The organism is Streptomyces sp. NPDC088350, from assembly GCF_044753545.1.
Classification (GTDB): domain Bacteria; phylum Actinomycetota; class Actinomycetes; order Streptomycetales; family Streptomycetaceae; genus Streptomyces.
Genome location: NZ_JBIVNL010000002.1, coordinates 777,544 through 802,963, shown reverse-complemented (window position 1 = coordinate 802,963; position 25,420 = coordinate 777,544). Strand labels below are relative to the sequence as shown.

Here is a 25,420-nt window from a genome sequence, read left to right as displayed (position 1 = left end):
TACGACACTCACCCCCACGGCAGCCAGGCTCGCACCCTGAATCCCCCGCCCTCCCCCGGCCCGTGCTCCAGCCGTCCCCCCGCCAGCGTCGCCCGCTCGGTCAGGCCGATCAACCCCTGGCCTGAGCCGGGGACATGGGGGACCTCGCCCTCGGGGGGCGGGTTGTGGACGGCGATCACGAGGCCGTCGCCGGGCGTGCCGGTGACCGTGACCGTGACCTCCGTGCCGGGGGCGTGCTTGCGGGCGTTGGTGAGGGCCTCCTGGGCGACGCGGTAGGCGGTGCGGCCGACCGAGGCGGGGACGGCGGCGGGGTCGGTGACCCGGTTGTCGAGGGTGACCTTCATGCCTGCCTCGCGGGACTCGGCGACGAGCGCGTCCAGGGCGCCGAGGGTGGGCTGGGGGCGGCCCGTGTCGTCGGGTTCGCCGGCGCGCAGGACGCCGATGATCTCCCGCAGGTCCTGGAGGGCCTCGTGGGCGCTCTCCCGGATGACACCGGCCGCCCGCGCGACCTCCTCGCGGGGCGCGTCCGGCCGGAACTCCAGGGCGCCCGCGTGCACGCTCAGCAGGGTCAGCCGGTGCGCGAGCACGTCGTGCATCTCGCGGGCGATGGCCTCGCGGGCGAGCCGCTGGGCCTGCTCGGCGCGCAGTTCCGCCTCGGTCTCGGCGCGCCGGGCGCGGTCGCGCAGGCTGAGCATGAGCTGCCGCTTGGAGCGTACGAACATCCCCCAGCCGATGACGGTGAGCATGAGCAGTTCGGTGAACGCGACCGCGCCGGCGTACGGCAGGTCGGGGTCCGGGCGCAGCCAGTAGAAGAGCGGGGCCAGGGCGAGTTGGACGCCGCCGATCCAGGCGACGTAGCGGAAGGGGCGGTGCACGGCGAGGGTGAACACGGCGACCATGGCGGCGCCGCCGGCCGTGTTCGACACGAAGCCGACGGGGATCATCGCGATCGCGAGGCCGACCGGCCAACGACGGCGCAGCCAGACCGCGCCGCAGGCGAGGACCCCGAACAGCTGGTCCACGACGGCGAGCGGGTGCGGGGTCGCGGTGTCGTGCTTGAGGGTCTGCGCGGCGACCAGGGCGATGACCACGGCCAGCAGGAAGCAGCAGACGTCGACGACCCAGTCGCGTGCGGTACGGCGGGGCCGCCCGCGCCGTTCGACGTCGGGGTCGAGTTCGTCGGCCACGGCGGACGGCAGCAGCCATCGGCGCCCCGCGAACGCCGGCGGTACCTGAGCGGTCCTGTCACCAGTCACGGTCGACAAATCTACGCAGCACCGGGCCCGGTCACCGCGTCGCGACGGCGATCGGCGACCAAAGTCGGGCCGGCGGAGACTTTCGGCGGACATGCCCCGCCCCGCGGCCCATGATCGTGGGGGGAGCCGCGGGGCGGGGGGTGAGCTGTGGTGCAGCTGGGCGATCGGCTCAGCAGCCGAAGTTGATCAGGTTGAACGTGACGTAGTGATCAGCGGTGTAGTAGTCCTCTTGGGTCTTCTTGCCGGTGATGATGCGCCGCGCTCCGCGCGTGGACGAACCGGGCGTCTTGACCGTGTACTCGTGGTAGTACCCGGACGCCTGGCTGGGCAGGACGCCTTCCTGGTTGCGGAAGACGGTGCCGTCCTGCGAGTAGGGGAAGGGGCCGTTCGACGCGATGAGGTCGAGCGTGTCGTATGCCTGGGAGGGCAGGGCGCTGTAGCAGATGCTGCCGACCGCGGCTGCCGCCGGAGTGGCGGTGGCGACGGTACCGCCCACGAGCAGGGCGGACAGGAGCGCGGCTGCGGTGCCGATGCGGGTGACGCGTGGGGGGAATCTCATGTCCCCCATGATGACGCGCGTAGACCGTGGCATGTCAATGACAACTCTGCAGATTTTCCCGTCAAGTCCGATGAGTTTTCCGGGAGTTAACGTGCGGCCCGGCGCCCCCACGCGGTCCCCACGAGGACGAGTACGCCGCCTGCCAGCCCGAACGCGCCGAGCCTCTCGCCGCCGAGCGCGATACCGGCCCCGGCGGCCCACAGGGGTTCGGTGCCGAGCAGCAGGCTGACGCGGGAGGGGGAGGTCCGGCGTACGGCCCACATCTGTACGAAGAAGGCGAACAGGGTGCAGAACGCCGACAGGAACAGCAGTCCGGCCCACTCGCGGGCCCCGAAGTCCGCGGCCGTCTCCCACGGTGTGGTGTCGGCGCCGGCCGACAGGAGCGCGAACACCGCGACGGCGGTGCCGAGTTGGACGGTGGTCAGGGGCAGCGCGTCGGCGCCCCGGACGGACTTGCTGCGGGACATGGCCAGGACGTGCAGGGTGCGGGCCAGGGCCGCGAGCAGCATGAGGAGGTCGCCCAGGGAGGGGCGGCTGAAACCGGCGCCCTGGGTCAGCAGCAGCACGCCGAGCACGGAGAGCGCGGCTGCCCCGAGGAAGGCGCGGGAGGGCCGGGTGTGCGTCACGGCGGCCTCGGCGAGCGGGGTGAAGATCATGGTGAGGCTGATGATCAGGCCCGCGTTGGTCGCCGAGGTGTGGACGACGCCGTAGGTCTCCAGGAGGAAGATCCCGGCGAGGATCAGCCCGAGCAGGGCCGCGCCGCGCCACTGGGCGGCCGTCAGGGCGCGCAGCGCGCGGTGGCCCACGACCGCCAGGACGGGCAGCACGAGGGCGAAGCGCAGGACCAGGACGGCGAGGACCGTACGGGCGGTGGTGATGTCCTTGGCGGCGAGATAGCTGGCGCCCCAGACGACGGCGACCAGCAGGACGGGCAGGTCGGCCTGCCAGGTGCGGCGGGGCGCGACGGCGCGCGGTACGGCGATCGAGGACATGGGGGCGGCTCTCCCGGTCTCCAACGGCTGGGTGGAGACAGCGGCGGCTCCCACTCGGAGCGATCACCGTACCGGCGCGGACCCCCGCTGACTAGGCGTTGTCCGCGTCCGCGTACGAGCCGTACGTCGGGCGGCCCGCCAGGTCGTACGACTGGATCGAGACGCCGGTGCTGGTGACGCGTCCGTCCGTGCGCCGGAAGGCCCTGGGGGCGGTGCCCTCGGGGAACAGGCGCAGGCCGGTGCCGAGGACGACCGGGAAGGTCACCAGGTGGATCGTGTCGAGGAGGTCGAGCTCGATGAGGGAACGGACGAGGGCGCCGCTGCCGTGCACCTGGATCTCGCCGTCGGTGCGCTCCTTGAGGTCGGTGACCTCCTTGGCGAGATCGCCGCCGAGGACGGTCGTGCCGGCCCAGGAGGGGTCGGTGAGGGTCGACGAGGCGACGTACTTCGGCAGGGCGTTCAGCTTCGACGCGATCGGGTCGGCGGGGTCGGTCCTGTCCGGCCAGTACGCGGCGAAGATGTCGTACGTACGGCGGCCGAGCAGATAGGCGCCGGAGCGGTCGAAGACCTCGACCACGAACCGGCCGAAGTCGTCGTCACCGTAGACGAAACTCCAGCCGCCGTGCGCGAAGCCGCCGCGGGTGTCCTCCTCGGGGCCGCCGGGTGCTTGGTAGACGCCGTCGAGGGTGACGAAGACGGTGGAGACGAGCTTGCCCATGTCGGGTGCCTGCTTCCTGGTGCGGGTCCGATGATGTCATCAGCTCAGACCCCTCGGGCCCCCGCAACTCATCGGTCGTCGCTACGGCGTCTCACCCGGCGTGCGTCGAGAACATGCCGCCGGTCGGGCCCTGCTTGTCGCCGCCCCGGGCCTTCTTCAGGGCGTTGGCGAGGCTCTCGATGGTGAGGGACTGGAGGATGACGCGGCCGTTGCCCTCCAGGGTGGCCAGGGAGGGGCCCTCGCCGCCGAACACGGTGTTCATCAGGCCCTGGCGGTTGAGGCCGCCGATGCGCTGGACGCCGTACTGGACGCCCTCCTCGAAGGCGACGAGGCAGCCGGTGTCGACCTCGATACGGCCGCCGAAGTCGGCCGGGTCCAGGTCGATGAAGTTGCCGGCGCCGACGATGATCACGGTGCCGTGCCCGGTGAACTTCTCCAGGACGAAGCCCTCGCCGCCGCTCATGCCGGTGCGCCGGCCCTGGAAGGCGATGGGCTCGATGTGCTGGTGAACAACGTGGGGGTGGGGGTTCTCGGCCCGCTGGACGGGCTGTCCCTCGCGGGCGGCTGCCGCGCGGATGGCGTCCGGCGGGCGGATCATCACGATCGGCTCGTGCATGACGCAACGGGTGCCGGGGCCCGGCGGGACGCTGTACGCGACGAGCAAGTCGGCGCTGGTCGGGCTGTCCAAGGCGCTCGCCCGTGAGCTGGGCGGGCGCGGGATCACGGCGAACATCGTGCATCCGGGACCGACGGACACCGACATGAACCCGGCGGACGGCCCGTACGCGGCCGGTCAGGCGGCGATGACGGCGCTGGGGCGGTTCGGGACGGCGGACGAGGTGGCGTCGATGGTCGCGTATCTGGCGGGGGCCGAGTACGTCACGGGGGCGGAGTTCGCGGTGGACGGCGGACACGCTGCCTGAAACCGCGTGGGGCGCACCGGTGTCGGTGCGCCCCACGCGCGCGTGCCACGTCAGCCGCCCAGCTCCTGATGCCGGGCCGCCAGCGCCGCCGCCCCCTGGTCCGTCAGCGAGCCGAACAACCGCAGGCGTGAGATGCCGCCGTCGGGATAGATGTCCACGCGTGCGTGCGTCCCGATCGCCGGGGTCGGGAGCACGAAGCGGTGGTTGGTGTCGGGCTGGAGGCGGGTGCGCGGGAGGAGTTCCGTCCAGTCGCCGTCTTCTCCGTCGCGTACCGACACCGACGCCCAGCCCGCGCTGTTGCCCTTCAGGTACGCCGTGTCGATCTCGATGGCGCGGATCTGGGACTGGGCGGCCAGGCGGTAGCTGATCCAGTCGTTGCCCCGGTCGCGGCGGCGGCGGGTTTCCCAGCCGTCGTCCATCTTGCGGGAGCGGCCGGGCTGGATGGTGTTGGTGGCGGGTGAGTAGAAGAGGTTGGAGGCGTCCTCGGCACGGCCGCCGTTCTCCAGGGCGACCACGTCGAAGGTGCCCAGCGCCGCCAGCCATGCCGGATCGGCTACGACCTCGCCGTAGACCCGCAGGCGCGCGATGCCGCCGTCGGGGTGCTGGTTGACGCGGAGGTGGGTGAAGCGCTGTTCGACCGAGACGGCGAAGCCGTTCGCCGCGTGGCCGCCGACCGCTGTGCGGGGGACGAGGGTTGTCCACTTCACGTCGCCGGAGAGCAGGTCCTCGGGGGACGGCGAGCCCGGCACCGAGACGCCCTCGACCGACACCGCCTGCGGGTAGTTGCCGCGGAAGTGGGCCGTGTCGACGACGATGCCCCGGACGACGCCGGGCGCGCCGAGGCGGACCAGTGCCCAGTCGTGGTCCTCCGCGGTCGGCCAGGGGTGTTCGGCCGAGGCGCCGCGGCGGCGGCGGGTCTCCCAACCGTCCATGATCTTGCCCTTGTGGCCGAAGTGCTCGGGGTCGAACTCGGCGGGCCCGGGTACGAGGAGGTTCTCGCGCTGGGCGAAGAACTCGTCGTTGGCGGCGATGACTCCGGCGCCGAGCTGCCGGTCGGCGAGGTCGGCGTACTGGGTGAAGGGGAAGTCGGCGGTGCGGTAGTCCGCGTACGGGTCACCGCCTCCGTAGGGGTTCGCGTCGCCGGTGAAACTGGGAATCGCCGTCACAAGGTCTGCCTTTCAGACGTAGGCCGCTGCGGGTGCGGAGGGTGAATCAGGGGGTCCGGGTCAGGAGTTGGCCCTTCGGGTCGGTGAACTCGCCGTCCAGCACGATGCGTTCGCCGCGCAGCCAGGTCGACTTCACGACGCCGCTGAGGGTCTTTCCGGCGTACGCCGTGACGCGGTTGCGGTGCTGGAGGGCCGCCGGGTCCACGGTGAACGTCTCGTCGGGGGCGAGGACCGCGAAGTCGGCGTCGCGGCCCGCCTCGATGGCGCCCTTCTGGTCGAGTCCGGCCAGCCCGGCTGTCCTTGACGACATCCAGCGGACGATGTCCTCCAGGTCGTGGCCCCGCCTGCGCGCCTCCGTCCACACCGCCGCGAGGCTCAACTGGAGGCCGGAGATGCCGCCCCACGCGGTGGCGAAGTCGTCGGTCTTCAGGTCGGCCGTGGACGGTGAGTGGTCCGTCACCACGCAGTCGATCGTGCCGTCGGCCAGCGCCTGCCACAGCAGGTCCTGGTTGGCGGACTCGCGGATGGGCGGGCAGCACTTGAACTCGCTTGCGCCGTCCGGGACTTCCTCGGCCGTGAGGGTGAGGTAGTGGGGACAGGTCTCGACGGTGATGCGGACGCCCTCGGCCTTGGCGGCGGCGATCAGCGGGAGCGCGTCGGACGAGGACAGGTGCAGGACGTGCACGCGCGCACCGAGGCGCTTCGCCTGCTCGATCAGCCCGGCGATGGCCGTGTCCTCGGCGTCGCGCGGGCGGCTGGCGAGGAAGTCGGCGTACTTGGGGCCGCCCTGCTGCGGGGCAGCTTCGAGGTGGTGCGGGTCCTCGGCGTGCACGATGAGCAGACCGCCGAAACCGGCGATCTCGGCCAGGGACAGGGCGAGTTGGTCCTGGTCCAGGTGCGGGAACTCGTCCACGCCGGACGGCGACAGGAACGCCTTGAAGCCGAAGACGCCGGCGTCGTGCAGCGGGCGCAGGTCCTTGACGTTGTCGGGCAGGGCGCCGCCCCAGAAGCCGACGTCGATATGGGCCTTCTCGGCCGCGACCGCCTGCTTCGTACGGAGGTTGTCGACCGTCGTCGTCGGCGGGAGGGAGTTGAGCGGCATGTCGACCAGGGTGGTGATGCCGCCGGCCGCCGCCGCGCGCGTGGCGGTCCAGAAGCCCTCCCAGTGGGTGCGGCCGGGGTCGTTCACATGCACATGGGTGTCGACCAGGCCGGGCAGCAGGACGTCGTCGCCGAAGTCCTCGAACCGTGCCCCTGGCGGGACTTGGGCGTCGTACGGGAGGACGGCCGTGATCTTTCCCCCGGAGACCGCGACCGCCGCCGCGCGCGTCCCCTCGGGAGTGATGACACGTGTGGAGCGCACCACCAGTTCAGCGTCGGACACCCGGACCCCTCTCTGCCACCGTTGTCGCTTCCGTTACTTCCGGGAAACGGGATTTACGTCCACGTAACGGAATTCAACGTTCTGTTGAAGGAGTCTTCACTCCGACTCCCGTACCGTCAAGGGCACACTTCTCCACGATGCGCCTCCCGCGCACACTCTGGATGTTTCCACAAAGCGGAATTACACTTCCGGCAAGCAGAACGTAGCTACGCACAGGCGGGGAGTCAACCGACCCCCGGGTAGGCTTCAGCCCTTCCCGCCCGTGCCGAAAGGAACGCGCCGTGCCGCCGTCCAGCGCCAGCACCACCGATTCCACCAAGTCCGCCACCGGTGGTGTCCAGTCCCTCGAGCGCGCCTTCGACCTGCTGGAGCGGATGGCCGACGCGGGCGGTGAAGTGGGCCTGAGCGAGCTCTCCGCGAGCAGCGGCCTGCCGCTGCCCACCATCCACCGTCTGATGCGCACGCTCGTGGTCTGCGGTTACGTCCGCCAGCAGGCCAACCGGCGGTACGCCCTCGGCCCGCGGCTGATCCGCCTCGGCGAGTCCGCGTCCCGGCTGCTCGGCACCTGGGCCCGCCCCTATCTGGCCCGGCTGGTCGAGGAGACCGGCGAGACGGCGAACATGGCGCTGCTCGACGGCGACGAGATCGTGTACGTGGCGCAGGTGCCGTCCAAGCACTCGATGCGCATGTTCACCGAGGTCGGCCGGCGCGTCCTGCCGCACTCCACGGGTGTCGGCAAGGCCCTGCTCGCCAACACCCCGGACCACGAGGTGCGCGCCCTGCTCGCCCGGACCGGCATGCCCGCCGCGACCGAGAAGACGATCACCACGCCCGACGGTTTCCTCGCGGCCCTGGAGGACGTGCGCCGCCTCGGCTACGCGATCGACGACAACGAGCAGGAGATCGGCGTGCGCTGTCTGGCCGTCTCCGTGCCCGACTCCCCCACCGCCGCCGCGATTTCGATCTCCGGTCCGGCGGGCCGGGTCACCGAGTCGGCGACCGAGAAGATCGTGCCGGTGCTCCAGCAGGTGGCCGGCGAACTGTCGGAGGCGCTGGCCAGCCAGAACCCCGCGTGAGCGCTGTACAGCGCTGGCCCGGCCGGTACACCGACCGGCACGGCGGCGAGGAGATCGTCTTCGAGTCGGACGGCCGGGAGCTGATCCGCACGACGATCCGGGGCGTCCGCTTCGAGGGCAACAGCATGGACGACCTCGGCGCGCCCGGCGGGAACCGTCCGGACGCCTCGTTCACCTTCTTCGACGGGGCGCTGTGCTCCTGCCTCCTGGAGTGGGAGGTGCCGATGCCCGTCGCGGTGGAGGGGCAGGGCGTACGAACGGCGGTGCTGGAATGCGCGTTGCGGCTCGGGGCGCCTGGCGGACCGGGCAGGGGCCTCGACGCGGAGACGCTGACCACCGTCCTGCGTCTCGACGGGCACGAGTACCGGAACAGGGACGGACACGGGGACTTCGAGCCGGCGCTGGAAGACGTCCAGCGTCGCCTTCCGGCGGAAGTCAGGCTCCGGGCCTGTATCGCGTGCGCCTGGTCCGACTACAGCCCGCTCGGCAACGGGCTGATGGCGGGGCTGGCCTGCTTCCGTGACGTCAAGGACCGCTACCGACAGGTGGACGGCAAGTTCGGCCCGACGGGCATCTTCACCCTCTGGGACGAGCGCACCGAGTTCGTCCAGGAGACCTGGCTGTGCGGGGAGTTCGAGCACCGGGCCGGGGACACCGGCTACCGGGGAGCCTTCCCCGCGCCGAACTAGCCCTGCCCGCCCCGAGGTTGCCCGAACAGGTCCACGGCGTTGCGCACGTCCGTCAGACCCCTCGCAAGCGCGCTCACCGAGCCGATCGCGCCGGCGATCAGGAGCAACGAGCGGCGCAGGCGCGGGATTTCGGGGACACCGTCGATCGTCATCGCCGCCAGCGCCGCGAGTTCGTCCTCGGCGATGACACGGTCGGGGAACTCGGCCGGATGCGCGGCCAGTTCGCGGCGCAACCGGGACACCGCGGTCCGCAGTTCCGCCACCCTCGGATCCTCGTCGCTGCCGGTCACTGACCTCTGTCCCAAGCTCCGCAACACAGCTCTCCCCCCTCGCACGTGGTCGTGCGCAAGAACTTTGTGATCCCGCCGCGCACCCCGCAACACTGGTCGGGCGCTGGGGACGCGGGCCAGTAAACGCCACCCGGTACGGGGTGCGCCACTCCACGGACCGAAATTAAGTCGGAGGATTCCGTGCCGTCGCCGCCCGGTCAGGTATGCAGGACGTATGACGCGAAACGAAGACCAGGTCGCCGGGCTGCTGCTCGCCGCCGGTGGCGGCCGGCGGCTCGGCGGGCGGCCCAAGGCGCTGCTGGAACACCGGGGGCGACCCCTTGTGGAGCACGCGGTCGGGGTCCTGCGCGCGGCCGGTCTCACGCGTGTCCATGTGGTCCTGGGGGCGCGTGCCGACGCCGTACGGGAGCGGGCGGAGCTGGCCGGGTGCGTGGTCGTGGAGAACCCGGAGTGGGAGCGGGGGATGGGGTCCTCGCTGCGGGCCGGGCTCGACTCGCTCGCCGGTACGGGCGCGCGGGCGGCGCTCGTGTCGCTCGTGGACCAGCCCGGGATCGGTGCGCAGGCGGTGGCGCGGGTGCTCGCCGGTTTCGAGAACGCGGACTCGCTCGTCTCGGCCGCCTACGACGGGGTACGCGGGCATCCGGTGCTGTTCGGGGCCGCGCACTGGGCCGGGATCGCCGAGAGCGCGACCGGGGACCGGGGGGCGCGGGCGTACCTCAAGGCGCACGCGGACGCGGTCGTGCTCGTCGAGTGCGGGGATGCGGCGGAGCCGTACGACATCGACACTGAGGCGGACCTCGTCCACCTTGAGTGACCGGGGTGGCACCGAGCGCCACTTTGGCTCGATCCGGAGAATCTCGACGTCAACAAACCATTGAACTTCCACGATGAGGAAACTAGTATCCACTGTTCAGAAGCTCCCGACGGCTCCTCGGGTGCTCCCCGCCCTACCCCGGGTCACCTGGCACCCGGTGCCTCGCTCGCCGAAGGAAGTGACAGTTCATGTCCGCACCAGCGCCGTCCTCGCCGGTCGTCGTCGACGCCGAGCCCCTGCCCCGGCAGGAGGAGGTCCTCACGGCCGAGGCCCTCGCCTTCGTGGCCGAGCTGCACCGCCGGTTCACGCCCCGCCGGGCCGGACTCCTCGCCCGCCGGGCCGAGCGCCGCGCGGAGATCGCCCGTACCTCCACCCTCGACTTCCTCCCGGAGACCGCCGCGATCCGCGCCGACGACTCCTGGAAGGTGGCCCCCTCCCCCGCCGCGCTGAACGACCGGCGCGTCGAGATCACCGGCCCCACCGACCGCAAGATGACGATCAACGCCCTCAACTCGGGCGCGAGGATCTGGCTCGCGGACTTCGAGGACGCCTCCGCGCCGACCTGGGAGAACGTCGTCACGGGCCAGCTCAACCTGATCGACGCCTACACCCGCGCGATCGACTTCACGGACCCCAAGTCCGGTAAGTCGTACGCCCTGAAGGGCGACGACGAGCTGGCGACCGTCGTCATGCGGCCTCGCGGCTGGCACCTGAACGAGCGGCACCTCCTTGTCGACGGTGAGCAAGTCCCGGGCGCCTTCGTGGACTTCGGGCTGTACTTCTTCCACAACGCGCAGCGGCTGCTGGACCTGGGCAAGGGCCCGTACTTCTACCTCCCGAAGACCGAGTCGCACCTCGAAGCCCGCCTGTGGAACGACGTGTTCGTCTTCGCGCAGGACTACGTCGGCGTCCCGCAGGGCACCGTCCGCGCGACCGTGCTGATCGAGACGATCACCGCCGCGTACGAGATGGAGGAGATCCTCTACGAACTCCGCGACCACGCCTCGGGGTTGAATGCGGGCCGCTGGGACTACCTGTTCTCCATCGTGAAGAACTTCCGTGACGGCGGGCCCAGGTTCGTCCTCCCGGACCGCAACGCGGTCACGATGACGGCCCCGTTCATGCGGGCGTACACCGAACTCCTCGTCCGCACCTGCCACAAGCGCGGGGCGCACGCGATCGGCGGCATGGCGGCATTCATCCCGTCCCGTCGTGACGAGGAGGTCAACAAGGTCGCGTTCGAGAAGGTCAAGGCGGACAAGGACCGTGAGGCGGGCGACGGTTTCGACGGGTCCTGGGTGGCCCACCCGGACCTGGTGCCGATCGCCATGGCCTCTTTCGACGCGGTGCTCGGCGACCGGCCGAATCAGAAGGACCGGCTGCGCGAGGACGTCGACGTCAAGGCAGCCGACCTGATCGCCGTGGACTCGCTGCACGCGAAGCCGACGTACCCGGGGCTCGTCAACGCCGTTCAGGTGGGCATCCGTTACATCGAGGCATGGCTGCGCGGGCTCGGTGCCGTCGCCATCTTCAACCTGATGGAGGACGCGGCCACCGCCGAGATCTCGCGCTCGCAGATCTGGCAGTGGATCAACGCGGACGTCGAGTTCGAGAACGGTGAGAAGGCGACTCCCGAGCTGGCGCGCAGGATCGCCGCCGAGGAGCTGGAGAACATCCGCGCCGAGATCGGCGCGGACGCCTTCGCCGCGGGCCACTGGCAGCAGGCCCACGACCTGCTCCTGGAGGTCGCGCTCGACGACGACTACGCGGACTTCCTGACGCTGCCCGCGTACGAGCAGCTCAAGGGCTGATCTTCAACTCGCCGGCACAGCGGTTCACTTGTCCGAGTGGCCCAGGGACTTTCCCGGGGCCACTCGGTCGCGTACGAGCTTCTTCACGGCCGTGGGCTCCGGGAAGCCCTGTTCGCGGCGGTCCCACACGACTTCGTCGTTGACGCGGACGACGAAGACGCCACCGGTGCCGGGCTTCAGGGACAGTTCCGTCAGCTCGGTCTCGAAAGTGGTCAACAGCTCCTGCGCCAGCCAGGCGGCGCGCGGCAGCCAGCGGCACTGGGTGCAGTACTCGATCTGAACTCGCTGGGTCATCCGAGGTGTACCGACCAATCCTGTTCCGCCGCCGGTCTGCCGTGCAGGTCGGGGACCCGCTTGAGCCAACTCGGGCGGCCCTGCTGTGTCTTCGCCGCGCGGAGGGCCTCCTCGGCGGCGAGTTCCTCCCGGCTGGGGAAGTCGGTGGGGAGCCAGGCCGCGGAGGCCCGCACGCGCGCGTGGAGGTAGGCGACGTACGCCTCCCGGACGGCGTCGGGGGTCGCGAAGCCCGGTTCGTCGGCCAGCCAGGAGTCCGGCACCTCCGCCGCGATGCCGCGCAGCAGTTCCTCGGTCACCCGGGGGGCGAGTTCGGCGTCGGCGGTCCGGGTGTCGGGGGTGTGGTTGCCGAGGGCGTGGTGGCGGAAGTCGTAGGCCTTCGTGGGGTCGGCGCCGTCCCAGCGGTGGTGGAAGACGAGGGCGGCGCCGTGGTCGATGAGCCACAGGCGCGGGGGTGCGATGCCGAGCGTCGGCCAGATCATCAGGTTCGAGCTGTGGACCGTACGGTCGACGTTGACGGTCAACGCGTCGAGCCAGATGACCTTCCCGGCCTCCAGCGGGTCGACCGTGCAGCGCGCGGCGACCTCCGGGGTGAAGTCCCGCGCCCCCGGCAGAAAGTCCATGCCGAGGTTCAGGCCCGCGCTCGCACTGTGCAGGTCCCGTACCTCCTGGTGGGGCTCCTCGTCGGCGATCTCCGGGTCGAAGTGCACGAGCACCAGCTCGGGGAAACGGAGTCCGAGGGCACGGGCCAGCTCCCCGACGATCACTTCGGCGACCAGTGCCTTGCGGCCCTGCGCGGAGCCGGTGAACTTGACGACGTAGGTCCCGAGGTCGTCGGCCTCGACGACTCCGGGGACGGAACCGCCGGAGCGCAGGGGCTCGACGTAGCGGGTTGCCGTGACCTCTCTCATGACGTGAGCATAGTGACCAGGTGTGACGGCCGGGACGGCGCGGTTCAGCGCCAGGAGGGGTGGCCCTCCGGGGTGGTGCCGGTGGTGAGCCTGCGTATGCCCGTGCCGTCGGCACGGACGGCCCAGATCGCCGGCTGGTCGAAGGGGCCGCGGACGAACGGCACCCACGTGCCGTCCGGGGACCGGACCGGGTCCATCTCCTGGGCGGCCGTCCGCACCAGGGTCCGGTCCTCCGTGCCGTCCGTCCTGACGATGTGGATGTCTCCGCCCGTGCTGACCCCGTTCTCGCTCGTCGAGCGACTGGAATCAGCCGCGAGGTCCGCCGTTCCCGGCCATCAGTCCAGGTGTTCCGCTCATGACGCCATCGGGTTCGGAACGGTTCCCCTCCCGCCCGCGACCTCACCCCGCCAGCGGGTTCGGCAACGGCAGATAGCGGGCGTCGGCGCCGTCCGCGCCGGTCCAGCGCAGCAGCAGGTTGGTCTTGCCCGGCAGGGTGGGCGCGGCGAGGAGCGCGGCGGCCTCGGGGAGGTCGTGGCGGGCGAGTTCGGCGCGGACGGCGGGCCAGGGGTCCAGCCCGGGGTGGCGTTCGGCGAGGACCCCGGCGATCTCGACGAGGTGGTTGACGACGAGGCAGTACACCAGCCGCTCCCACCCGGCGGCCCGGTCCACGTCCGTCAGCAGCTTCACGCCCTCCGCGTCCCGGTACAGCGCCTGCGCGGGCATGCCGTCCGCGTCGACGGCGACCAGCGTGTTCTGCAGATGTGCTTCGAGGACGACGCCGTGGTCCGCGAAGGCGGTGAGCGCGGGCGGTACGACCTGCCGCAGATACGCCTCCCACCAGGCCCCCGGGTCGGCCGTGACGGAGAGCGGGTCGCCGGCGAAGCCCTCCACCAGCCCCGCCGCGAGCAGCGGGGTCGTGCCGGGCAGGAGGTGGTCGCGCAGGCCGTCGCGGACCATGACGGCGAGTTCCTCGAAGGCGAAGTCGGCGGTGCGGTAGCCGCGGTCGCTCAGCCAGCCGGCCGGGCCGCCCATCGCCGCGAAAGCGTCCCGGACCGCCGTGTCGGTGCGCCGGAGTTTCAGCAGGTCGTGGCGCCAGAGCCGGCGTACGTCGTTGGTGATGCGCACGTCGAGGCTGAACTTGAGAAACAGGTCCTCGGCAGGGCCGTACACCGTACGGATCGCCGCCGTCGGCCAGACCGGGGTCCCGGTCCGGCCGAGCCGGATCAGCCGGCCGTCCGCGAAGGCCTCCGCGAGGCCGCCGCCGACGAGGTCGAGCTGCCAGGGGTGGGCGGGCAGCAGCCGGTAGCCGGGCGGGGCCGCGCCGAGGGTGTCCAGGGCCGATACGTCCCCCTCCTCCACGACCGCGTCCTCGCGCAGCCCCAGCAGCACCAGCGGGAAGCGCGCGTACGCCTCCGGGGCGTAGGGCAGCCAGCCCGCGACGGGGCCGCCGCCTCGCGCCTTGGGGGCGGGATGGTAGGGATGGCCGGTGATCAAGGACTGTTCGGAGCGGAGATACGGGTCGCCGGGCGCCGTCGCACTCGCGCGTGCGGTGAGCAGCGCGGCGACGGCGTCACGGCTGTCCGCCATCTCGGCGGGCAGTTCGTGGTGGGACACCCCGGTGTGCCGGGTCAGTTCCTCGGCGACGAGTTTCACGAGTTCGGTGTGGTCGACCCGCCGCCAGCCGCCGTCCGCGTACACCTCGGGCTCGGCGGGCCGCCGCTCGCCGCGCACCCGCAGCAGCCGACCGCTGCCCGGCAGCCGGTACACCCGTCGCTCCCCCGCGTCCGGCAGCGGCCGGGCCACCTCCCGCAGCAGACAGTTGAGCAGGGGCGCCGCCGCGTACGCGTCGGCGCGCTCCGCCACGTCGGCGCCCGGAGGTGTGAAGTCGACGCGATCCATTCGTTCCCCAAGTCCGTGTCCTGCGATCGCGATCAGTATGTCTCTCGTCGTCACCGACCAAGACGCCCCGTCCGCACCCGAGGAGTCGACCGTGGACCGTCCCCCGCTTCCCGAGGCCGAGGTCGCCGAGGAACTCGCCGCCGTACGGCCCGACCTCCTGCAACGGTACGCGGCCGAACTGCCCGGCGCCCGTGCGGCGGTCCTCACCCGGCTGTGGCGGGCCCTCGCCCACGAACCCCTGCCGTGGATCGTCGGCCGGACCCCGGGCCTGTTCCTCCGGCTCTCCGGCGGCCGGACGCTGCACGGCCCGCCCGCCGATCCCTACGCGACCGACGCGTACGTCACCGTCGTCCATCTCGACGGCGTGGCCTACGACGATCCGGCGCGGCTGATGACCGACCTCACCGTGCCGCACGGGACCGCCTTCGCGGTCGAACTCGGGCACAGCGTCGCCTCGTTGGCGCTGTCGCGGGCCAACCAGCCCGCCCGCTCGGAGGAGTGGCCGGAGCACGACTGGGAGTGGGAGCAGCGGATCGTCGACGGGCATCCCTTCCACCCCAACTGCCGTTCCCGGCCCGGGTTCTCGGTGGCCGAGCAGCTCGCGTACGGGCCCGAGCACCGGCCCGTGGTGGAGCTCGGGTCGGTGCCGGTGCGGGCGGAGGAGTGTCTGCTGACCGGGGTGTGGCCGGACGAACTGCGCGACGCGGGAAGGCTGTTGATCCCGGTGCATCCGTGGCAGGCGGCACACGTGCTCAAGCGGGCGGGAGACCGTCCGGTGGAAGCGCATCCGCTGATGTCCCTGCGGACGCTCGCCCTGGCCGAGGGTCCGCACGTCAAGACCGCGCTGAGCGCCCGGCTGACGTCCTCGGTGCGGGACATCTCCGTCTACTCGATCGGTCTGTCGGCGGCGCTGTCGGCGTTCGGGGCGACCCTGGCGACGCGCTCGGACGGTCTGTTGCACGTCACCCGCACGCTGGGCGCGGCGACGGCCAACTCCCCCGATCTGGCGGCCGTGTTGCGGGAGTCGCCGCAGACGTACGCGGCCACGGAAGCGGGCGAGCGGGTTCTGCCGGTGGCCGCTCTCGCGACCACCGGCCTGCCCCGATCGCCCGTATGGCTGGCCGAGTTCACGCGCCTCGCCCTCGTCGTCTGTCTGCGGCTGCTGGAGTCCGGTGTGGCCCTTGAGGCGCACGGTCAGAACCTGCTGGTGGTGCTGTCCCGTTCGGGTGCCCCGGTACGCCTGGTCTACCGCGATCTCGCCGACATCCGGGTCAGCCCCAAGCGCCTTGCCCGGCACGGGATTCCGGTCCCGGAGCTGAGCGGACGGATCGTCACGGACGACGAAACGACCCTGCGGCGCAAGCTGTTCGGCTCGCTGGTGGCGGGCGCGCTCGCGGGCACGGCGGGTTCCGGTACGGCGCTCAGGGCGGCGCTGGCGGCGGTCGTACCGGATCTTCCGCGGACGCCCGACCTGCGCGCACTGCTCGAACAGCCGCTGCCGGCCAAGGCGTTGACCCTGATGCGGCTGTCGCCGGAGCTGCCCGGGGACCAGTGGACCGGGCTGCCGAACCCGCTCGTTTTGGAGCCCGGTCCCTCTGATCAATAGGATCCGGCGATGATCACAAGACAACGGCTGGCGGCGGGGATCTGTGCCCTGCTCGCCACCCTCACGGCCGGGGTCGCCTTCCCGGCCGGAGCGGTCGCCGACGAGACGGACTCCACGGCCTCCCCCAAGGTCGAACTCGTGCTGGACGTCAGCGGTTCCATGAGCGCCAAGGACATCGACGGCGGCTCCCGGATGGCCGCGGCGAAGCAGGCGTTCAACGAGGTGCTCGACGCGACACCCGAGGAAGTGCAGCTCGGCATCCGCACACTGGGCGCCAACTACCACGGCAACGACCGGAAGACGGGCTGCAAGGACACCGCGCAGCTGTACCCGGTGGGCACCCTGAACCGCACCGAGGCCAAGACGGCGGTGGCGACGCTCACCCCGACCGGCTGGACGCCGATCGGTCCGGCGCTGCTGAAGGCGGCGGACGACCTGAACGGCGGTGACGGCACCCGTCGTATCGTCCTGATCAGCGACGGCGAGGACACCTGCCAGCCGCTGGACCCGTGCGAGGTGGCCCGCGAGATCGCGGCCAAGGGCATCGGCCTGACCATCGACACCCTGGGTCTGGTGCCGGACGCCAAGACCCGCGACCAGCTCAGCTGCATCGCGGACGCGACCGGCGGCACGTACACCTCCGTGCAGCACAAGGAGGAACTCTCCGACCGGGTGGGCCAGTTGGTGGACCGGGCGGCCGACCCGGTGGTGACCCCGGTCGCCACCGAGGGCGCGGCCCAGTGCGCCGGCGCTCCGACCCTCAAGTCCGGTCTGTACACGGACCGCGAGGAGTTCGGCAGGCAGCGGTTCTACCGCGTGGACGTCAACCCCGGTCAGGAGCTGCGTGCTTCGGTGAGCGTGGGCGCGGACCGCGAAGTGAACCCGGACTACGGGGTGTTGCTGCGGGCGGTCACCGTGCACGGCCGTGAGATCGTGCGCGGCGAGGGCACGGGCAACGGGCGTACGGACGTCATCTCCACCGGGCTGCGCTACCCGAAGGCGGAGAGCGACGACGACAACGCGCCGGCCGAGACCGTGTGTCTCCAGGTCACCAACTCCTTCTCGGCGGCCTCCGGCGTGAAGACCACCCCCGGTCTGCCCCTCGAACTGACCGTGGACGTGGTGGACGCGCCCAGCCAGGCGAGCGACGTGGCCTCCTTCGGCCTCGGGCGCGGCTGGTGGCTGCTCGGCGCCCTCGTGCTGACCGGCTTCGTGGCGGGTCTGCTCTGGGGCTGGGTGTCCCGCTGGCGTGTCGCGGTCTGGAGGACCAACTGATGCGGATCACACGTGCGTTGAGCGTCGCACTGCTCATGACCGGACTGGCCTCGGTCCCCGCGGCGGCGGACTCCTCGCCGTCCGCGAGCCCTTCTTCCTCCGACGACGGTTCGGCCCCCACCCAGGCCGGCACCTCCTTCCGTGCGGCCACGGAACTCGACCAGGGCCAGACGGGCACCGCGAGCGGTTCCACGGGCGACTACCTGTACTGGTCGTTCGCCGCGGACGCCGGTCAACGCCCCACCGTCAAGGCGACGGTGAAGCTGCCGGACACGCACGCCGGGGAGACCTGGCAGCTCGACGTGTACGACGGGCTGCGGCGCCGTCAGGCCTGCCAGTACGGGGCCGCGACGCGCACCGCCGCGCAGGGCACCGCCTCCCTGGACCTGGCGTGCACGCTGCGTACCGTCCGCGCCTGGTCCGAGACGTGGGCCAACGACCCGTTGCCCGGCACGTACTACGTCCGGCTGACGGTCGTGGACCTCCAGTCCTCGGACCTGGGCCAGCCGGTGAGCACCGAACTGCGGGTGGACTCCAAGGACATCGGCGGTGCGGCGGCGGTGGACGGCTCTCTGACGCAGCCGCTGACGCCGGGGATCGCGGCCAAGTCGGCTTCGGACAAGGCGAGTTCGTCGTCCACATCGGCCGCGCTGTCGAGCATCGAGCCCGACGGCGGCTGGTCCTCCGGCTGGTGGTCCGACCGCTGGGTGTGGACCGCAGTGGGCGGTGTGCTGGCCGCGCTCGCGGGGATCGGCGGGTACGCGCTGACGCGTGGCTCGGGACGACCGCGCAGGGTTCCCCCCGCCATGTGACGGTTCCTCAGAAGGCCCGCTTCCGGCGGGCCTTCTGCCCTGCGGGGCCGCTTCTCACGCCTCCCGCAGCGCCTTCGCGAGCGTGCCGACGCCGCTCACCTCGATGCGCCCGGCGCGCACCGCGTCGGCCACGCTCAACTCCCCCTGGGCGACGGCCGTGCAGGTGTCGACGTCGAGCACGAGACGGGCGTCGGGCTCCCGGGGCGCGGCTCCATCGCCGTAGACCGGGCCGTCCCCCTCCGCGCCCACATGCAGGTGGAACTCGCCTTCCTCCAACCGGACTTCGACGAGCCCCTCGCCCTCCAGCGCCCGCAGCAGGGGCAGCGCGAACCAGTGGGCGCGTACCGCGTCCGTGGAACGCCGCTCGCCCAGTTCGGGCGCACCCCAGGCGCCGAGGGCCTGGAGCACGGGCAGCAACTCCCGCCCCCGACCGGTGAGTTCATACACATACACGGCACCGGGAGGCGGCAGTCTCCGCCGGGTCGTCAGCCCGTCCCGTTCCATGTCCTTGAGCCGTGAGGCGAGTACGTCCGTGCTGACACCCGGCAGATCGGCGTGCAGGTCCGTGTAGCGGCGCGGGCCTGCGAGGAGTTCGCGGACGATCAGCAGGGTCCAGCGGTCGCCGACGAGGTCGAGCGCCCGGGCCGCGGAACAGTACTGGTCGTAGCTTCGGCGAGGTGACATGCGACGCAGTCTAGACATGTTGTTGGACTTTCCAAGCTCACACTTGGTAAAACCAAGCAACACACGAAGCCGATGGGGCGAGGGCGCAATGGAGTTCCGGCAGTCGAGCAAGCTCAGCGAGGTCTGTTACGAGATCCGCGGTCCGGTGATCGAGCACGCCAACGCACTGGAGGAGGCGGGCCACAGCGTCCTGCGGCTGAACACCGGCAACCCCGCGCTCTTCGGCTTCGAGGCGCCCGAGGAGATCCTCCAGGACATGATCCGGATGCTCCCCCGGGCGCACGGCTACACGGACTCGCGCGGCATCCTCTCCGCCCGCCGCGCGGTCGCCCAGCGCTACCAGACCCTGGGCCTGGAGGTGGACGTCGACGACGTGTTCCTGGGCAACGGCGTCTCCGAGCTGGTCTCCATGGCCGTACAGGCACTGCTGGAGGACGGCGACGAAATCCTCATCCCCGCCCCGGACTTCCCGCTCTGGACGGCGGTGACGACCCTCTCCGGCGGCAAAGCGGTCCACTACCTCTGCGACGAACAGGCCGACTGGTACCCGGACCTGGACGACATGGCGGCGAAGATCACCGACCGCACCAAGGCCGTCGTCATCATCAACCCGAACAACCCCACCGGCGCCGTCTACCCCAAGGAGATCGTCGAGGGCATCCTCGACCTCGCCCGCCGGCACGGCCTGATGGTCTTCGCCGACGAGATCTACGACCAGATCCTCTACGACGACGCCGTGCACCACTCGGCCGCCGCGCTCGCCCCCGACCTGGTCGTCCTCACCTTCTGCGGCCTGTCGAAGACGTACCGGGTGGCCGGCTTCCGCTCGGGCTGGCTGGTGGTGACGGGCCCGAAGCAGCACGCGAAGAACTACCTGGAGGGCCTGACGATGCTGGCCTCCATGCGGCTGTGCCCCAACGCGCCCGCGCAGTACGCCATCCAGGCCGCGCTGGGCGGCCGTCAGTCCATCCGCGACCTGACCGTGCCCGGCGGGCGGCTGTACGAACAGCGCGACGTGGTGTGGGAGAAACTCAACGAGATCCCGGGGGTGTCCTGCGTGAAACCGAAGGGCGCGCTGTACGCGTTCCCGCGGCTCGACCCCAAGGTGCACAAGATCCACGACGACGAGAAGTTCGTCCTGGACCTGCTGCTGCGGGAGAAGATCCAGGTGGTCCAGGGCACGGGCTTCAACTGGCCGACCCCCGACCACTTCCGCATCCTCACGCTCCCGTACGCGGACGACCTGGAGGCGGCGATCGGCCGGATCGGGCGGTTCCTGGGCGGGTACCGGCAGTAGCGGCCCGCTTCCCGCCGCCGTGACAGATACCTTCGCGGCGCCCTGGGTAGCTCCTCCGCATGACGGACCGCCCTTTACTGCTCCTCGACGTCGACGGCCCCCTGAACCCGTACGGCGCCCGGTTCCTGCGCCACCGCGGCTATGTCACCCGGCGGCTGTGGCCGGCGAACTGGTCGGCCCGGCAGAAACCGGGCTCCCGGCGACTGCGGCGGGGCCTGCGGGTGCGCCTGCACCCCGGGCACGGCGAGCGGATACTGGCGCTGCCGTACGAGCCGGCCTGGGCCACCACCTGGATGCACGAGGCCAACGAGATGATCGCACCGGTGATCGGGCTGCCCGGCGACCTTCCGGTCATCGAGTTCACCGACCTGTTCGCCAAGGCTCCGGACGGCCTCTACTGGAAGACCCGGCAGATCGTGGCCTGGGCGGCGGGCCGCCCGTTCGTCTGGGTCGACGACCTGGTCACCGACCTGGACGTACGGCATGTCGAGGAGCACCATGACGGGTCGGCGCTCCTCCTCAAGGTGGACCCGCGCAGGGGTCTACGGGAGAGCGATTTCGCGACGCTGGAGCGGTGGGCCCATAGCCTGTGAGGTATGGGTGATCTTTTCCTCGTACGGCACGGAGAGACCGAATGGTCCCGGTCGGGGCGGCACACCGGCTGGACCGATGTCCCGCTGACCGCGAAGGGACGGGAGGAGGCACACGGTCTCGTCCCGCTGATCCGTTCGCACCGGGTCGGCGCCGCCTTCGTCAGCCCCTTGCAGCGGGCCCGGGAGACCGCCGAGCTGATCGGCCTGACGGACGTACGCATCGATGTGGACCTCCGGGAGTGGGACTACGGCGGCTACGAGGGGATCACGACCGTCGAGATCCAGCGCACCCGGCCCGACTGGTTCCTGTTCACGGACGGGGTCGCGCCCGGGCCGCCGGACCATCCCGGGGAGAGCCCGGAGCAGGTGGGCCTGCGCGCCGACCGCGTGCTGTCCAAGGCGGACGCGGCCCTCGCCAACACCGAGGGCGTGGTCGTCCTGGTGGCACACGGCCATTTCCTACGGGTGCTCACCGCGCGGTGGCTCGGGCTGCCGCCGTCGGACGGGGCGCTGTTCCAGCTCGCGACCGGGACGCTGTGCCGGCTGGGCACGGAACACGGGCGGCCGGTCATCGCCGCGTGGAATGTCAGACCCCCGTCGTAGCCTTCGAATGAGCCGCGGACACCCATGACGCGGCGGGGAGGAGCACGCCGTGACACGACCGCCGACCGCCCCGCAACGGCGTGTCATCGACGCCGCCGATCCCGTCTCCGGGCGGCTGCGGGGTACGGAGGCGCAGCTCGCCGCGCTGGTGAGGCGGGGGCTCGCGTTCCGGCACCCGCGCCCGCCGCACGACCACTTCCTGACGCCGGCGGGGCACCGCATACGAGAGACGGCGCCGGAGATCCCCGAGCCCGTCGTGGAGGCCCCCGCGACCGCCGGGGTGTTCGCCGCGCGCATCGGCGGCGAGGAGACGACGGACCGCACCGGTCCGGCCCGTACGCGTGAGGTGCACAGCGCCTGGCAGGGACTGCTGGAGCTGCGCCGGATGACCAATCGCGACAGTTCCGTGGACCGGCCGTGCGGCTGGGAGCGGACGCATCTGGTGCAGGCCGCCGCGCTCGCCCTGGAGGCCGCCGGGCACCAGCCCGCCGGGCGGGACGCCGAGGGCTACCGGGTGCGCGCGACCCCGCAGCCGGAGGCCGTCGCCGTGCGCGACCCGGACGGGGAGGCGCTGCGCGCCTGCGCGGGGACGCTGGAGCAGGCGGGCTGGCAGGTGAGCGAGCACAACGAGCCGCGAACGGGGGCGAGTTATCTGCTGGCATCGCCGCGACGGACCTGACGGACATGCCAAGATCGGTCGAGCAGATCGTCCATCAGTGCGAGATATCGGTGCGAGATATCAGCACGAGAAGGGAACGCAGTGAGCGAGCCGTTTTCCGTCCCGGTGACCGTCCGCGGATACGAGACCGACGCCCTCGGGCACCTCAATCAGAGCGTGTACCTGCAGTACGCGGAGCACGCCCGCTGGGCCCTGCTCCAGGCCGCGGGAGTGGGCCAGGCCGAGTTACTCGCCCAGGGGGTCGGACCGGTCGTCCTGGAGACGACCGTCCGCTACCTCCGCGAGCTGCGCGCGGGCGAGGACGTCGAGGTGAGCTGTGTCTTCGAGTGGGGCGAGGGCAGGACGTTCCGGATCCTGCAGACGATCACCAAGACGGACGGCACGGTCTCGGCGGAGGTCGCGTCGGTCGGCGGGCTGCTGGCCCTCAAGGAGCGCAGGCTGGTCGCACAACCGCGGGATCACTTCAAGCAGTTGACGACGGAGCCGGGCCTGTTCGGGCTCTGAACGGCGACTACTCCGACCCGCGCCGGGTGTCGTAGGCCGCGCGGGACTCGGCGATGTAGACCCGGTTGCGCTCCGCCCAGTCCGTCAGCCGTTGCAGGGTCTCGTGCAACTCCTCGGCCACCGGGGTGAGTTCGTACTCGACCTTCGGCGGCACCGTCGGGTACACGGTGCGGGTGACCAGGCCGTCGCGACCAGGATCTGCACGCTCCATTTCCCGGAGACCCTGTCAAGAACTTCACGGACCGGGCACGCGTGCGCGTTCACGACCTGGACGGTAACACCGGTGTTCCCTCGGGACATCGCAACGGAGAACCATGGAGGCCACAGGCCATGTCGACCCTGTCCGAGTCACCGCCGCGAGCGCTGGAACGAACATACTCCCGCTGGGCGTCCCTCGTCGTCCTGTGCGCGGGGACGCTGATGACGATCCTGGACGGCAACATCGTCACGGTCGCCATGCCGGCGATCCAGAACGACCTCGGTTTCTCGGGGCCGGGGCTCGCCTGGGTCGTCAACGCCTAGCTGATCCCGTTCGGCGGACTGCTGCTCCTCGTCGGCCGGCTGGGCGATCTGGTGGGCCGCAAGCGGATGTTCGCGGCGGGGCTCGCCGTGTTCACCGCGGCTTCCGTGCTGTGCGGGGTCGCGACCAGCCAGGGGATGCTGATCGCGGCGCGTGCGGTGCAGGGTGTCGGCGGGGCGATGGCCTCGGCGGTCGTCCTCGGCATGCTGGTCGCGCCCGCGCGGCGGGAGCCGCATATTCGATACAGCCCGGAACCGCGTGAACAGGCCCGCGCCATCGCGGTGTTCAGCGCGGTCGGCGCCGGGGGCGGGGCGCTCGGCACGTTCCTCGGCGGGGCGCTCACCCAGACCCTGAACTGGCACTGGATCTTCCTCATCAACCTGCCGATCGGGATCGTGGCATGGCTCGCCGCCGTCCGCGTCCTCGCTCCGGAGCAGGGCGCCGGGCTCGACAGCGGCGCCGACTATCCGGGGGCCGCGCTGGTCACCGGCGCACTGATGCTCACGGTGTACGTCATCGTCGGCACCGGGGGCCGCGGCCTCACCGCGACCCTCCTCCTGGCCGCCCTCGCCCTGGCCCTGTTCGTGGCGTTCACCCTCCGCCAGGCCCGGTCCGCGCGCCCACTCCTTCGCCTCCGCCTGTTCCGCTCCCGGCTGCCGGCCGGGGCGAACGCCGTCCAGATCCTGATGATCGGCACGATGTTCGGCTTCCAGTTCATCGGCGCGCTGTACGTCCAACGCGTCCTGGGCTTCAGCGAGTTGCTCACCGGTACCGCGTTCCTGCCGGCGCCGGTCGTGATCGGCGTCCTGATGCTGGGCCTGTCGGCACGGACCATCGGCCGCTTCGGCGCGTACCGGGTGCTGCCGGCCGGGCTGGTGCTGATCATCGCCGGGATGGCCCTGCTGGGCCGGGCCCCGGCCGACGGCTCCTACCTCACGGACGTGCTGCCCGCGCTGCTCCTGCTGGCCGCCGGATTCGCCGCCGCGATGCCCGCGCTGACCGGGCTCGCCATGTCGGGGGCCCGTGAGGAGGACGCGGGACTCGCGTCCGGGCTCTTCAACACGACCCAGGTGGTGGGCGGTTCACTGGGACTGGCAGTGCTGTCCACGTTGGCGGCGAGCCGGACCGACGGACTGCTCGCCCAGGGCACGGAGTTGATCCCGGCGACGGCGGAGGGGTACCAACTCGCGTTCCGTACGGGTGCGTTGATCGCGGGCGGGGCGCTGGTCCTGGCGGCGGGGATGCTGCGGGGGCGCGAAGCCGTACGGCGGGCGCACGGGTGACGCCCCGGCCGTACCGCGGACGCTGTCGGCGAATCCACGGGCGGCCGGGTCCCAGTTCCGCGAATGTGACACTCCGGGTAGGAAGTGTCACAATTTCGGCGACACCATCCCGGACCTCCGGCACGGACTCACCGTGGCCCGGATCGCCTGGACGGAATCGGCCAACGGCATCCGTACCGCGGAGGCGCGCACCACGCCCCCGCGGGCACCCAGGTCACACCTCCCCGAACATCTCCCGGTGGTCCTCGACCCACTCCTGATAGGTCCGCGCCGGGCGCCCCAGCACCTCTCGTACGTCCTCGGTGACGACCTCGTTGCCGCCGTCGCGGACGTACGCCCTGCTGATCTCGGAGGCGTCGATGAACGTGTCGTCGAAACCCCGCCCGAGCAGATATTGGCGCTCGTCGAGCTGTACACGAAGCGGGCCCCGGGCAATGTCCTCGCCGGCTATCTGCCCGCGCTGCGCGCCGTCGACGGCACCGCCTCGCACAAGGGGTTGGCCCCCGGGTTTCCCCGCCGCCTGGCGCAAGGCCGCGAAGACGTCCGCCGCGTTCCGCGAGGCGCAGCGCGACGAGCGGGACCCCGGCACGGACGCCCGCGTCCGGGCGATGAAGCAGGAGGCGGCACACAGCGACGTGACCCGGGTCGAGACGGCCCAGCGGGTGTTCCTGAAGAAGGGCGACCTCGACCTGGACACACCGCTCAAGTGGAAGGTGTACGGCGACAGTTACGAGATCGGCTGACCGGTGAGGGGTACTGCCTCGTGCGGGACCAGGACGGAACCC

26 protein-coding genes and 4 pseudogenes are annotated in these 25,420 nt (G+C 71.4%); 15 read left to right on the top strand and 15 right to left on the bottom strand.

Annotation, left to right across the window (positions count from 1 at the left end):
- Positions 1-8 precede the first annotated feature (8 nt).
- From ACIQBL_RS08740 to ACIQBL_RS08720, 5 genes and pseudogenes are all read right to left on the bottom strand, one after another.
- Complete coding sequence (locus ACIQBL_RS08740; protein WP_401938414.1) at positions 9-1,265, bottom strand: sensor histidine kinase; 1,257 nt, start codon at positions 1,263-1,265, stop codon at positions 9-11.
- 160 nt (positions 1,266-1,425) lie between these two features.
- Positions 1,426-1,815 (bottom strand): ribonuclease domain-containing protein, encoded by a 390-nt coding sequence (locus ACIQBL_RS08735; protein WP_401938412.1) that lies wholly within the window; start codon positions 1,813-1,815, stop codon positions 1,426-1,428.
- 86 nt (positions 1,816-1,901) lie between these two features.
- Positions 1,902-2,807: a DMT family transporter gene (locus ACIQBL_RS08730; protein WP_401938410.1), complete on the bottom strand. Its 906-nt coding sequence runs from the start codon at positions 2,805-2,807 to the stop codon at positions 1,902-1,904.
- Between the two features lie 91 nt (positions 2,808-2,898).
- Positions 2,899-3,525: a dihydrofolate reductase family protein gene (locus ACIQBL_RS08725; RefSeq protein ID WP_401938407.1), complete on the bottom strand. Its 627-nt coding sequence runs from the start codon at positions 3,523-3,525 to the stop codon at positions 2,899-2,901.
- Between the two features lie 91 nt (positions 3,526-3,616).
- Positions 3,617-4,015, bottom strand: a pseudogene (locus ACIQBL_RS08720) (AIM24 family protein); the annotation flags it as partial.
- Between the two features lie 124 nt (positions 4,016-4,139).
- On the opposite strand from ACIQBL_RS08720, the gene ACIQBL_RS08715 reads away from it, so the two are divergent.
- On the top strand, positions 4,140-4,448 hold the full coding sequence (locus tag ACIQBL_RS08715) for an SDR family oxidoreductase (protein ID WP_401938405.1): 309 nt from the start codon (positions 4,140-4,142) through the stop codon (positions 4,446-4,448).
- A gap of 50 nt (positions 4,449-4,498) precedes the next feature.
- Here ACIQBL_RS08715 and alc read toward each other — a convergent pair whose 3' ends face one another.
- Positions 4,499-5,614 (bottom strand): allantoicase, encoded by a 1,116-nt coding sequence (gene alc / locus ACIQBL_RS08710; protein ID WP_401938402.1) that lies wholly within the window; start codon positions 5,612-5,614, stop codon positions 4,499-4,501.
- A 46-nt stretch (positions 5,615-5,660) separates the two neighbouring features.
- The gene (allB, locus tag ACIQBL_RS08705) at positions 5,661-6,998 is read right to left on the bottom strand and encodes an allantoinase AllB (protein ID WP_401938400.1); all 1,338 of its coding nucleotides are present in this window, start codon (positions 6,996-6,998) and stop codon (positions 5,661-5,663) included.
- Positions 6,999-7,279: 281 nt separating this feature from the next.
- On the opposite strand from allB, the gene ACIQBL_RS08700 reads away from it, so the two are divergent.
- Entirely contained in the window at positions 7,280-8,074 is a 795-nt protein-coding gene (locus ACIQBL_RS08700) for an IclR family transcriptional regulator (RefSeq protein ID WP_401938397.1), read from the top strand.
- Positions 8,071-8,763: a DUF6304 family protein gene (locus ACIQBL_RS08695; RefSeq protein ID WP_401938396.1), complete on the top strand. Its 693-nt coding sequence runs from the start codon at positions 8,071-8,073 to the stop codon at positions 8,761-8,763. Before ACIQBL_RS08700 ends, ACIQBL_RS08695 begins: the two co-directional genes overlap by 4 nt.
- Here the strand turns inward: ACIQBL_RS08695 and ACIQBL_RS08690 are convergent.
- Positions 8,760-9,080, bottom strand: a complete 321-nt coding sequence (locus ACIQBL_RS08690; protein ID WP_033279463.1) for a DUF5955 family protein — start codon at positions 9,078-9,080, stop codon at positions 8,760-8,762. The two genes, ACIQBL_RS08695 and ACIQBL_RS08690, sit on opposite strands and share 4 nt — an antisense overlap.
- Before the next feature lie 187 nt (positions 9,081-9,267).
- Between ACIQBL_RS08690 and ACIQBL_RS08685 the strand changes: the two genes are divergently transcribed.
- Positions 9,268-9,867, top strand: coding sequence for an NTP transferase domain-containing protein (locus ACIQBL_RS08685; RefSeq protein WP_401938394.1), 600 nt, complete (start codon positions 9,268-9,270; stop codon positions 9,865-9,867).
- Positions 9,868-10,055: 188 nt separating this feature from the next.
- Positions 10,056-11,678, top strand: coding sequence for a malate synthase A (gene aceB, locus ACIQBL_RS08680; RefSeq protein WP_401938392.1), 1,623 nt, complete (start codon positions 10,056-10,058; stop codon positions 11,676-11,678).
- A 24-nt stretch (positions 11,679-11,702) separates the two neighbouring features.
- On the opposite strand, the gene ACIQBL_RS08675 is transcribed toward aceB, so the two are convergent.
- The 4 genes from ACIQBL_RS08675 to ACIQBL_RS08660 all read right to left on the bottom strand — a co-directional run bounded on the left by ACIQBL_RS08675 (position 11,703) and on the right by ACIQBL_RS08660 (position 14,779).
- Complete coding sequence (locus ACIQBL_RS08675; protein ID WP_401938390.1) at positions 11,703-11,972, bottom strand: SelT/SelW/SelH family protein; 270 nt, start codon at positions 11,970-11,972, stop codon at positions 11,703-11,705.
- Positions 11,969-12,880 carry a HipA family kinase gene (locus ACIQBL_RS08670; protein ID WP_401938387.1) on the bottom strand — a complete coding sequence of 304 codons (912 nt, stop codon included), beginning with the start codon at positions 12,878-12,880 and terminating at the stop codon, positions 11,969-11,971. Before ACIQBL_RS08670 ends, ACIQBL_RS08675 begins: the two co-directional genes overlap by 4 nt.
- A 44-nt stretch (positions 12,881-12,924) precedes the next feature.
- The gene (locus tag ACIQBL_RS08665; RefSeq protein WP_401938385.1) at positions 12,925-13,098 is read right to left on the bottom strand and encodes a hypothetical protein; all 174 of its coding nucleotides are present in this window, start codon (positions 13,096-13,098) and stop codon (positions 12,925-12,927) included.
- A gap of 181 nt (positions 13,099-13,279) precedes the next feature.
- Positions 13,280-14,779 carry an IucA/IucC family protein gene (locus tag ACIQBL_RS08660; protein ID WP_401938382.1) on the bottom strand — a complete coding sequence of 500 codons (1,500 nt, stop codon included), beginning with the start codon at positions 14,777-14,779 and terminating at the stop codon, positions 13,280-13,282.
- 91 nt (positions 14,780-14,870) lie between these two features.
- Between ACIQBL_RS08660 and ACIQBL_RS08655 the strand changes: the two genes are divergently transcribed.
- The 3 genes from ACIQBL_RS08655 to ACIQBL_RS08645 are packed head-to-tail and all read left to right on the top strand — an operon-like array spanning position 14,871 to position 18,472.
- Positions 14,871-16,385, top strand: coding sequence for an IucA/IucC family protein (locus ACIQBL_RS08655; RefSeq protein ID WP_401938380.1), 1,515 nt, complete (start codon positions 14,871-14,873; stop codon positions 16,383-16,385).
- Between the two features lie 9 nt (positions 16,386-16,394).
- Positions 16,395-17,660, top strand: a complete 1,266-nt coding sequence (locus tag ACIQBL_RS08650) for a VWA domain-containing protein (protein WP_401938377.1) — start codon at positions 16,395-16,397, stop codon at positions 17,658-17,660.
- On the top strand, positions 17,660-18,472 hold the full coding sequence (locus ACIQBL_RS08645; RefSeq protein WP_401938375.1) for a hypothetical protein: 813 nt from the start codon (positions 17,660-17,662) through the stop codon (positions 18,470-18,472). Before ACIQBL_RS08650 ends, ACIQBL_RS08645 begins: the two co-directional genes overlap by 1 nt.
- A gap of 54 nt (positions 18,473-18,526) precedes the next feature.
- Here the strand turns inward: ACIQBL_RS08645 and ACIQBL_RS08640 are convergent, their stop codons facing one another.
- Positions 18,527-19,156: a winged helix-turn-helix transcriptional regulator gene (locus tag ACIQBL_RS08640; protein WP_401938372.1), complete on the bottom strand. Its 630-nt coding sequence runs from the start codon at positions 19,154-19,156 to the stop codon at positions 18,527-18,529.
- 88 nt (positions 19,157-19,244) lie between these two features.
- On the opposite strand from ACIQBL_RS08640, the gene ACIQBL_RS08635 reads away from it, so the two are divergent.
- From ACIQBL_RS08635 to ACIQBL_RS08615, 5 genes are all read left to right on the top strand, one after another.
- A complete protein-coding gene (locus tag ACIQBL_RS08635; RefSeq protein WP_401938370.1) occupies positions 19,245-20,453 on the top strand; it encodes a pyridoxal phosphate-dependent aminotransferase in 1,209 nt (402 codons plus the stop codon).
- A 59-nt stretch (positions 20,454-20,512) separates the two neighbouring features.
- The gene (locus ACIQBL_RS08630; protein ID WP_401938368.1) at positions 20,513-21,046 is read left to right on the top strand and encodes an HAD domain-containing protein; all 534 of its coding nucleotides are present in this window, start codon (positions 20,513-20,515) and stop codon (positions 21,044-21,046) included.
- A 3-nt stretch (positions 21,047-21,049) separates the two neighbouring features.
- Positions 21,050-21,649: a histidine phosphatase family protein gene (locus tag ACIQBL_RS08625; protein ID WP_401938365.1), complete on the top strand. Its 600-nt coding sequence runs from the start codon at positions 21,050-21,052 to the stop codon at positions 21,647-21,649.
- Positions 21,650-21,698: 49 nt separating this feature from the next.
- Positions 21,699-22,328 carry a hypothetical protein gene (locus tag ACIQBL_RS08620; RefSeq protein WP_401938363.1) on the top strand — a complete coding sequence of 210 codons (630 nt, stop codon included), beginning with the start codon at positions 21,699-21,701 and terminating at the stop codon, positions 22,326-22,328.
- 81 nt (positions 22,329-22,409) lie between these two features.
- Positions 22,410-22,832: an acyl-CoA thioesterase gene (locus ACIQBL_RS08615; protein ID WP_401938360.1), complete on the top strand. Its 423-nt coding sequence runs from the start codon at positions 22,410-22,412 to the stop codon at positions 22,830-22,832.
- Positions 22,833-22,839: 7 nt separating this feature from the next.
- Here ACIQBL_RS08615 and ACIQBL_RS08610 read toward each other — a convergent pair.
- A pseudogene (locus tag ACIQBL_RS08610) lies at positions 22,840-23,132 on the bottom strand (winged helix-turn-helix transcriptional regulator).
- 30 nt (positions 23,133-23,162) lie between these two features.
- Between ACIQBL_RS08610 and ACIQBL_RS08605 the strand changes: the two are divergent.
- Positions 23,163-24,635, top strand: a pseudogene (locus ACIQBL_RS08605) (MFS transporter).
- A 214-nt stretch (positions 24,636-24,849) separates the two neighbouring features.
- Here the strand turns inward: ACIQBL_RS08605 and ACIQBL_RS08600 are convergent.
- Positions 24,850-25,125 carry a hypothetical protein gene (locus ACIQBL_RS08600; RefSeq protein WP_401938966.1) on the bottom strand — a complete coding sequence of 92 codons (276 nt, stop codon included), beginning with the start codon at positions 25,123-25,125 and terminating at the stop codon, positions 24,850-24,852.
- Between ACIQBL_RS08600 and ACIQBL_RS08595 the strand changes: the two are divergent.
- Positions 25,027-25,378: pseudogene (locus tag ACIQBL_RS08595) on the top strand (chitosanase); the annotation flags it as partial. The gene ACIQBL_RS08600 and the pseudogene ACIQBL_RS08595 sit on opposite strands and share 99 nt — an antisense overlap.
- Between the last annotated feature and the right edge of the window lie 42 nt (positions 25,379-25,420).

Bases quoted from the DNA above. Each gene is read 5' to 3' on its own strand.
- ACIQBL_RS08735 (WP_401938412.1), bottom strand. From the start codon at position 1,815: ATGAGATTCCCCCCACGCGTCACCCGCATCGGCACCGCAGCCGCGCTC.
- ACIQBL_RS08730 (WP_401938410.1), bottom strand. From the start codon at position 2,807: ATGTCCTCGATCGCCGTACCGCGCGCCGTCGCGCCCCGCCGCACCTGG.
- ACIQBL_RS08725 (WP_401938407.1), bottom strand. From the start codon at position 3,525: ATGGGCAAGCTCGTCTCCACCGTCTTCGTCACCCTCGACGGCGTCTAC.
- ACIQBL_RS08715 (WP_401938405.1), top strand. From the start codon at position 4,140: ATGACGCAACGGGTGCCGGGGCCCGGCGGGACGCTGTACGCGACGAGC.
- ACIQBL_RS08685 (WP_401938394.1), top strand. From the start codon at position 9,268: ATGACGCGAAACGAAGACCAGGTCGCCGGGCTGCTGCTCGCCGCCGGT.
- aceB (WP_401938392.1), top strand. From the start codon at position 10,056: ATGTCCGCACCAGCGCCGTCCTCGCCGGTCGTCGTCGACGCCGAGCCC.
- ACIQBL_RS08675 (WP_401938390.1), bottom strand. From the start codon at position 11,972: ATGACCCAGCGAGTTCAGATCGAGTACTGCACCCAGTGCCGCTGGCTG.
- ACIQBL_RS08670 (WP_401938387.1), bottom strand. From the start codon at position 12,880: ATGAGAGAGGTCACGGCAACCCGCTACGTCGAGCCCCTGCGCTCCGGC.
- ACIQBL_RS08660 (WP_401938382.1), bottom strand. From the start codon at position 14,779: ATGGATCGCGTCGACTTCACACCTCCGGGCGCCGACGTGGCGGAGCGC.
- ACIQBL_RS08650 (WP_401938377.1), top strand. From the start codon at position 16,395: ATGATCACAAGACAACGGCTGGCGGCGGGGATCTGTGCCCTGCTCGCC.
- ACIQBL_RS08645 (WP_401938375.1), top strand. From the start codon at position 17,660: ATGCGGATCACACGTGCGTTGAGCGTCGCACTGCTCATGACCGGACTG.
- ACIQBL_RS08640 (WP_401938372.1), bottom strand. From the start codon at position 19,156: ATGTCACCTCGCCGAAGCTACGACCAGTACTGTTCCGCGGCCCGGGCG.
- ACIQBL_RS08635 (WP_401938370.1), top strand. From the start codon at position 19,245: ATGGAGTTCCGGCAGTCGAGCAAGCTCAGCGAGGTCTGTTACGAGATC.
- ACIQBL_RS08630 (WP_401938368.1), top strand. From the start codon at position 20,513: ATGACGGACCGCCCTTTACTGCTCCTCGACGTCGACGGCCCCCTGAAC.
- ACIQBL_RS08625 (WP_401938365.1), top strand. From the start codon at position 21,050: ATGGGTGATCTTTTCCTCGTACGGCACGGAGAGACCGAATGGTCCCGG.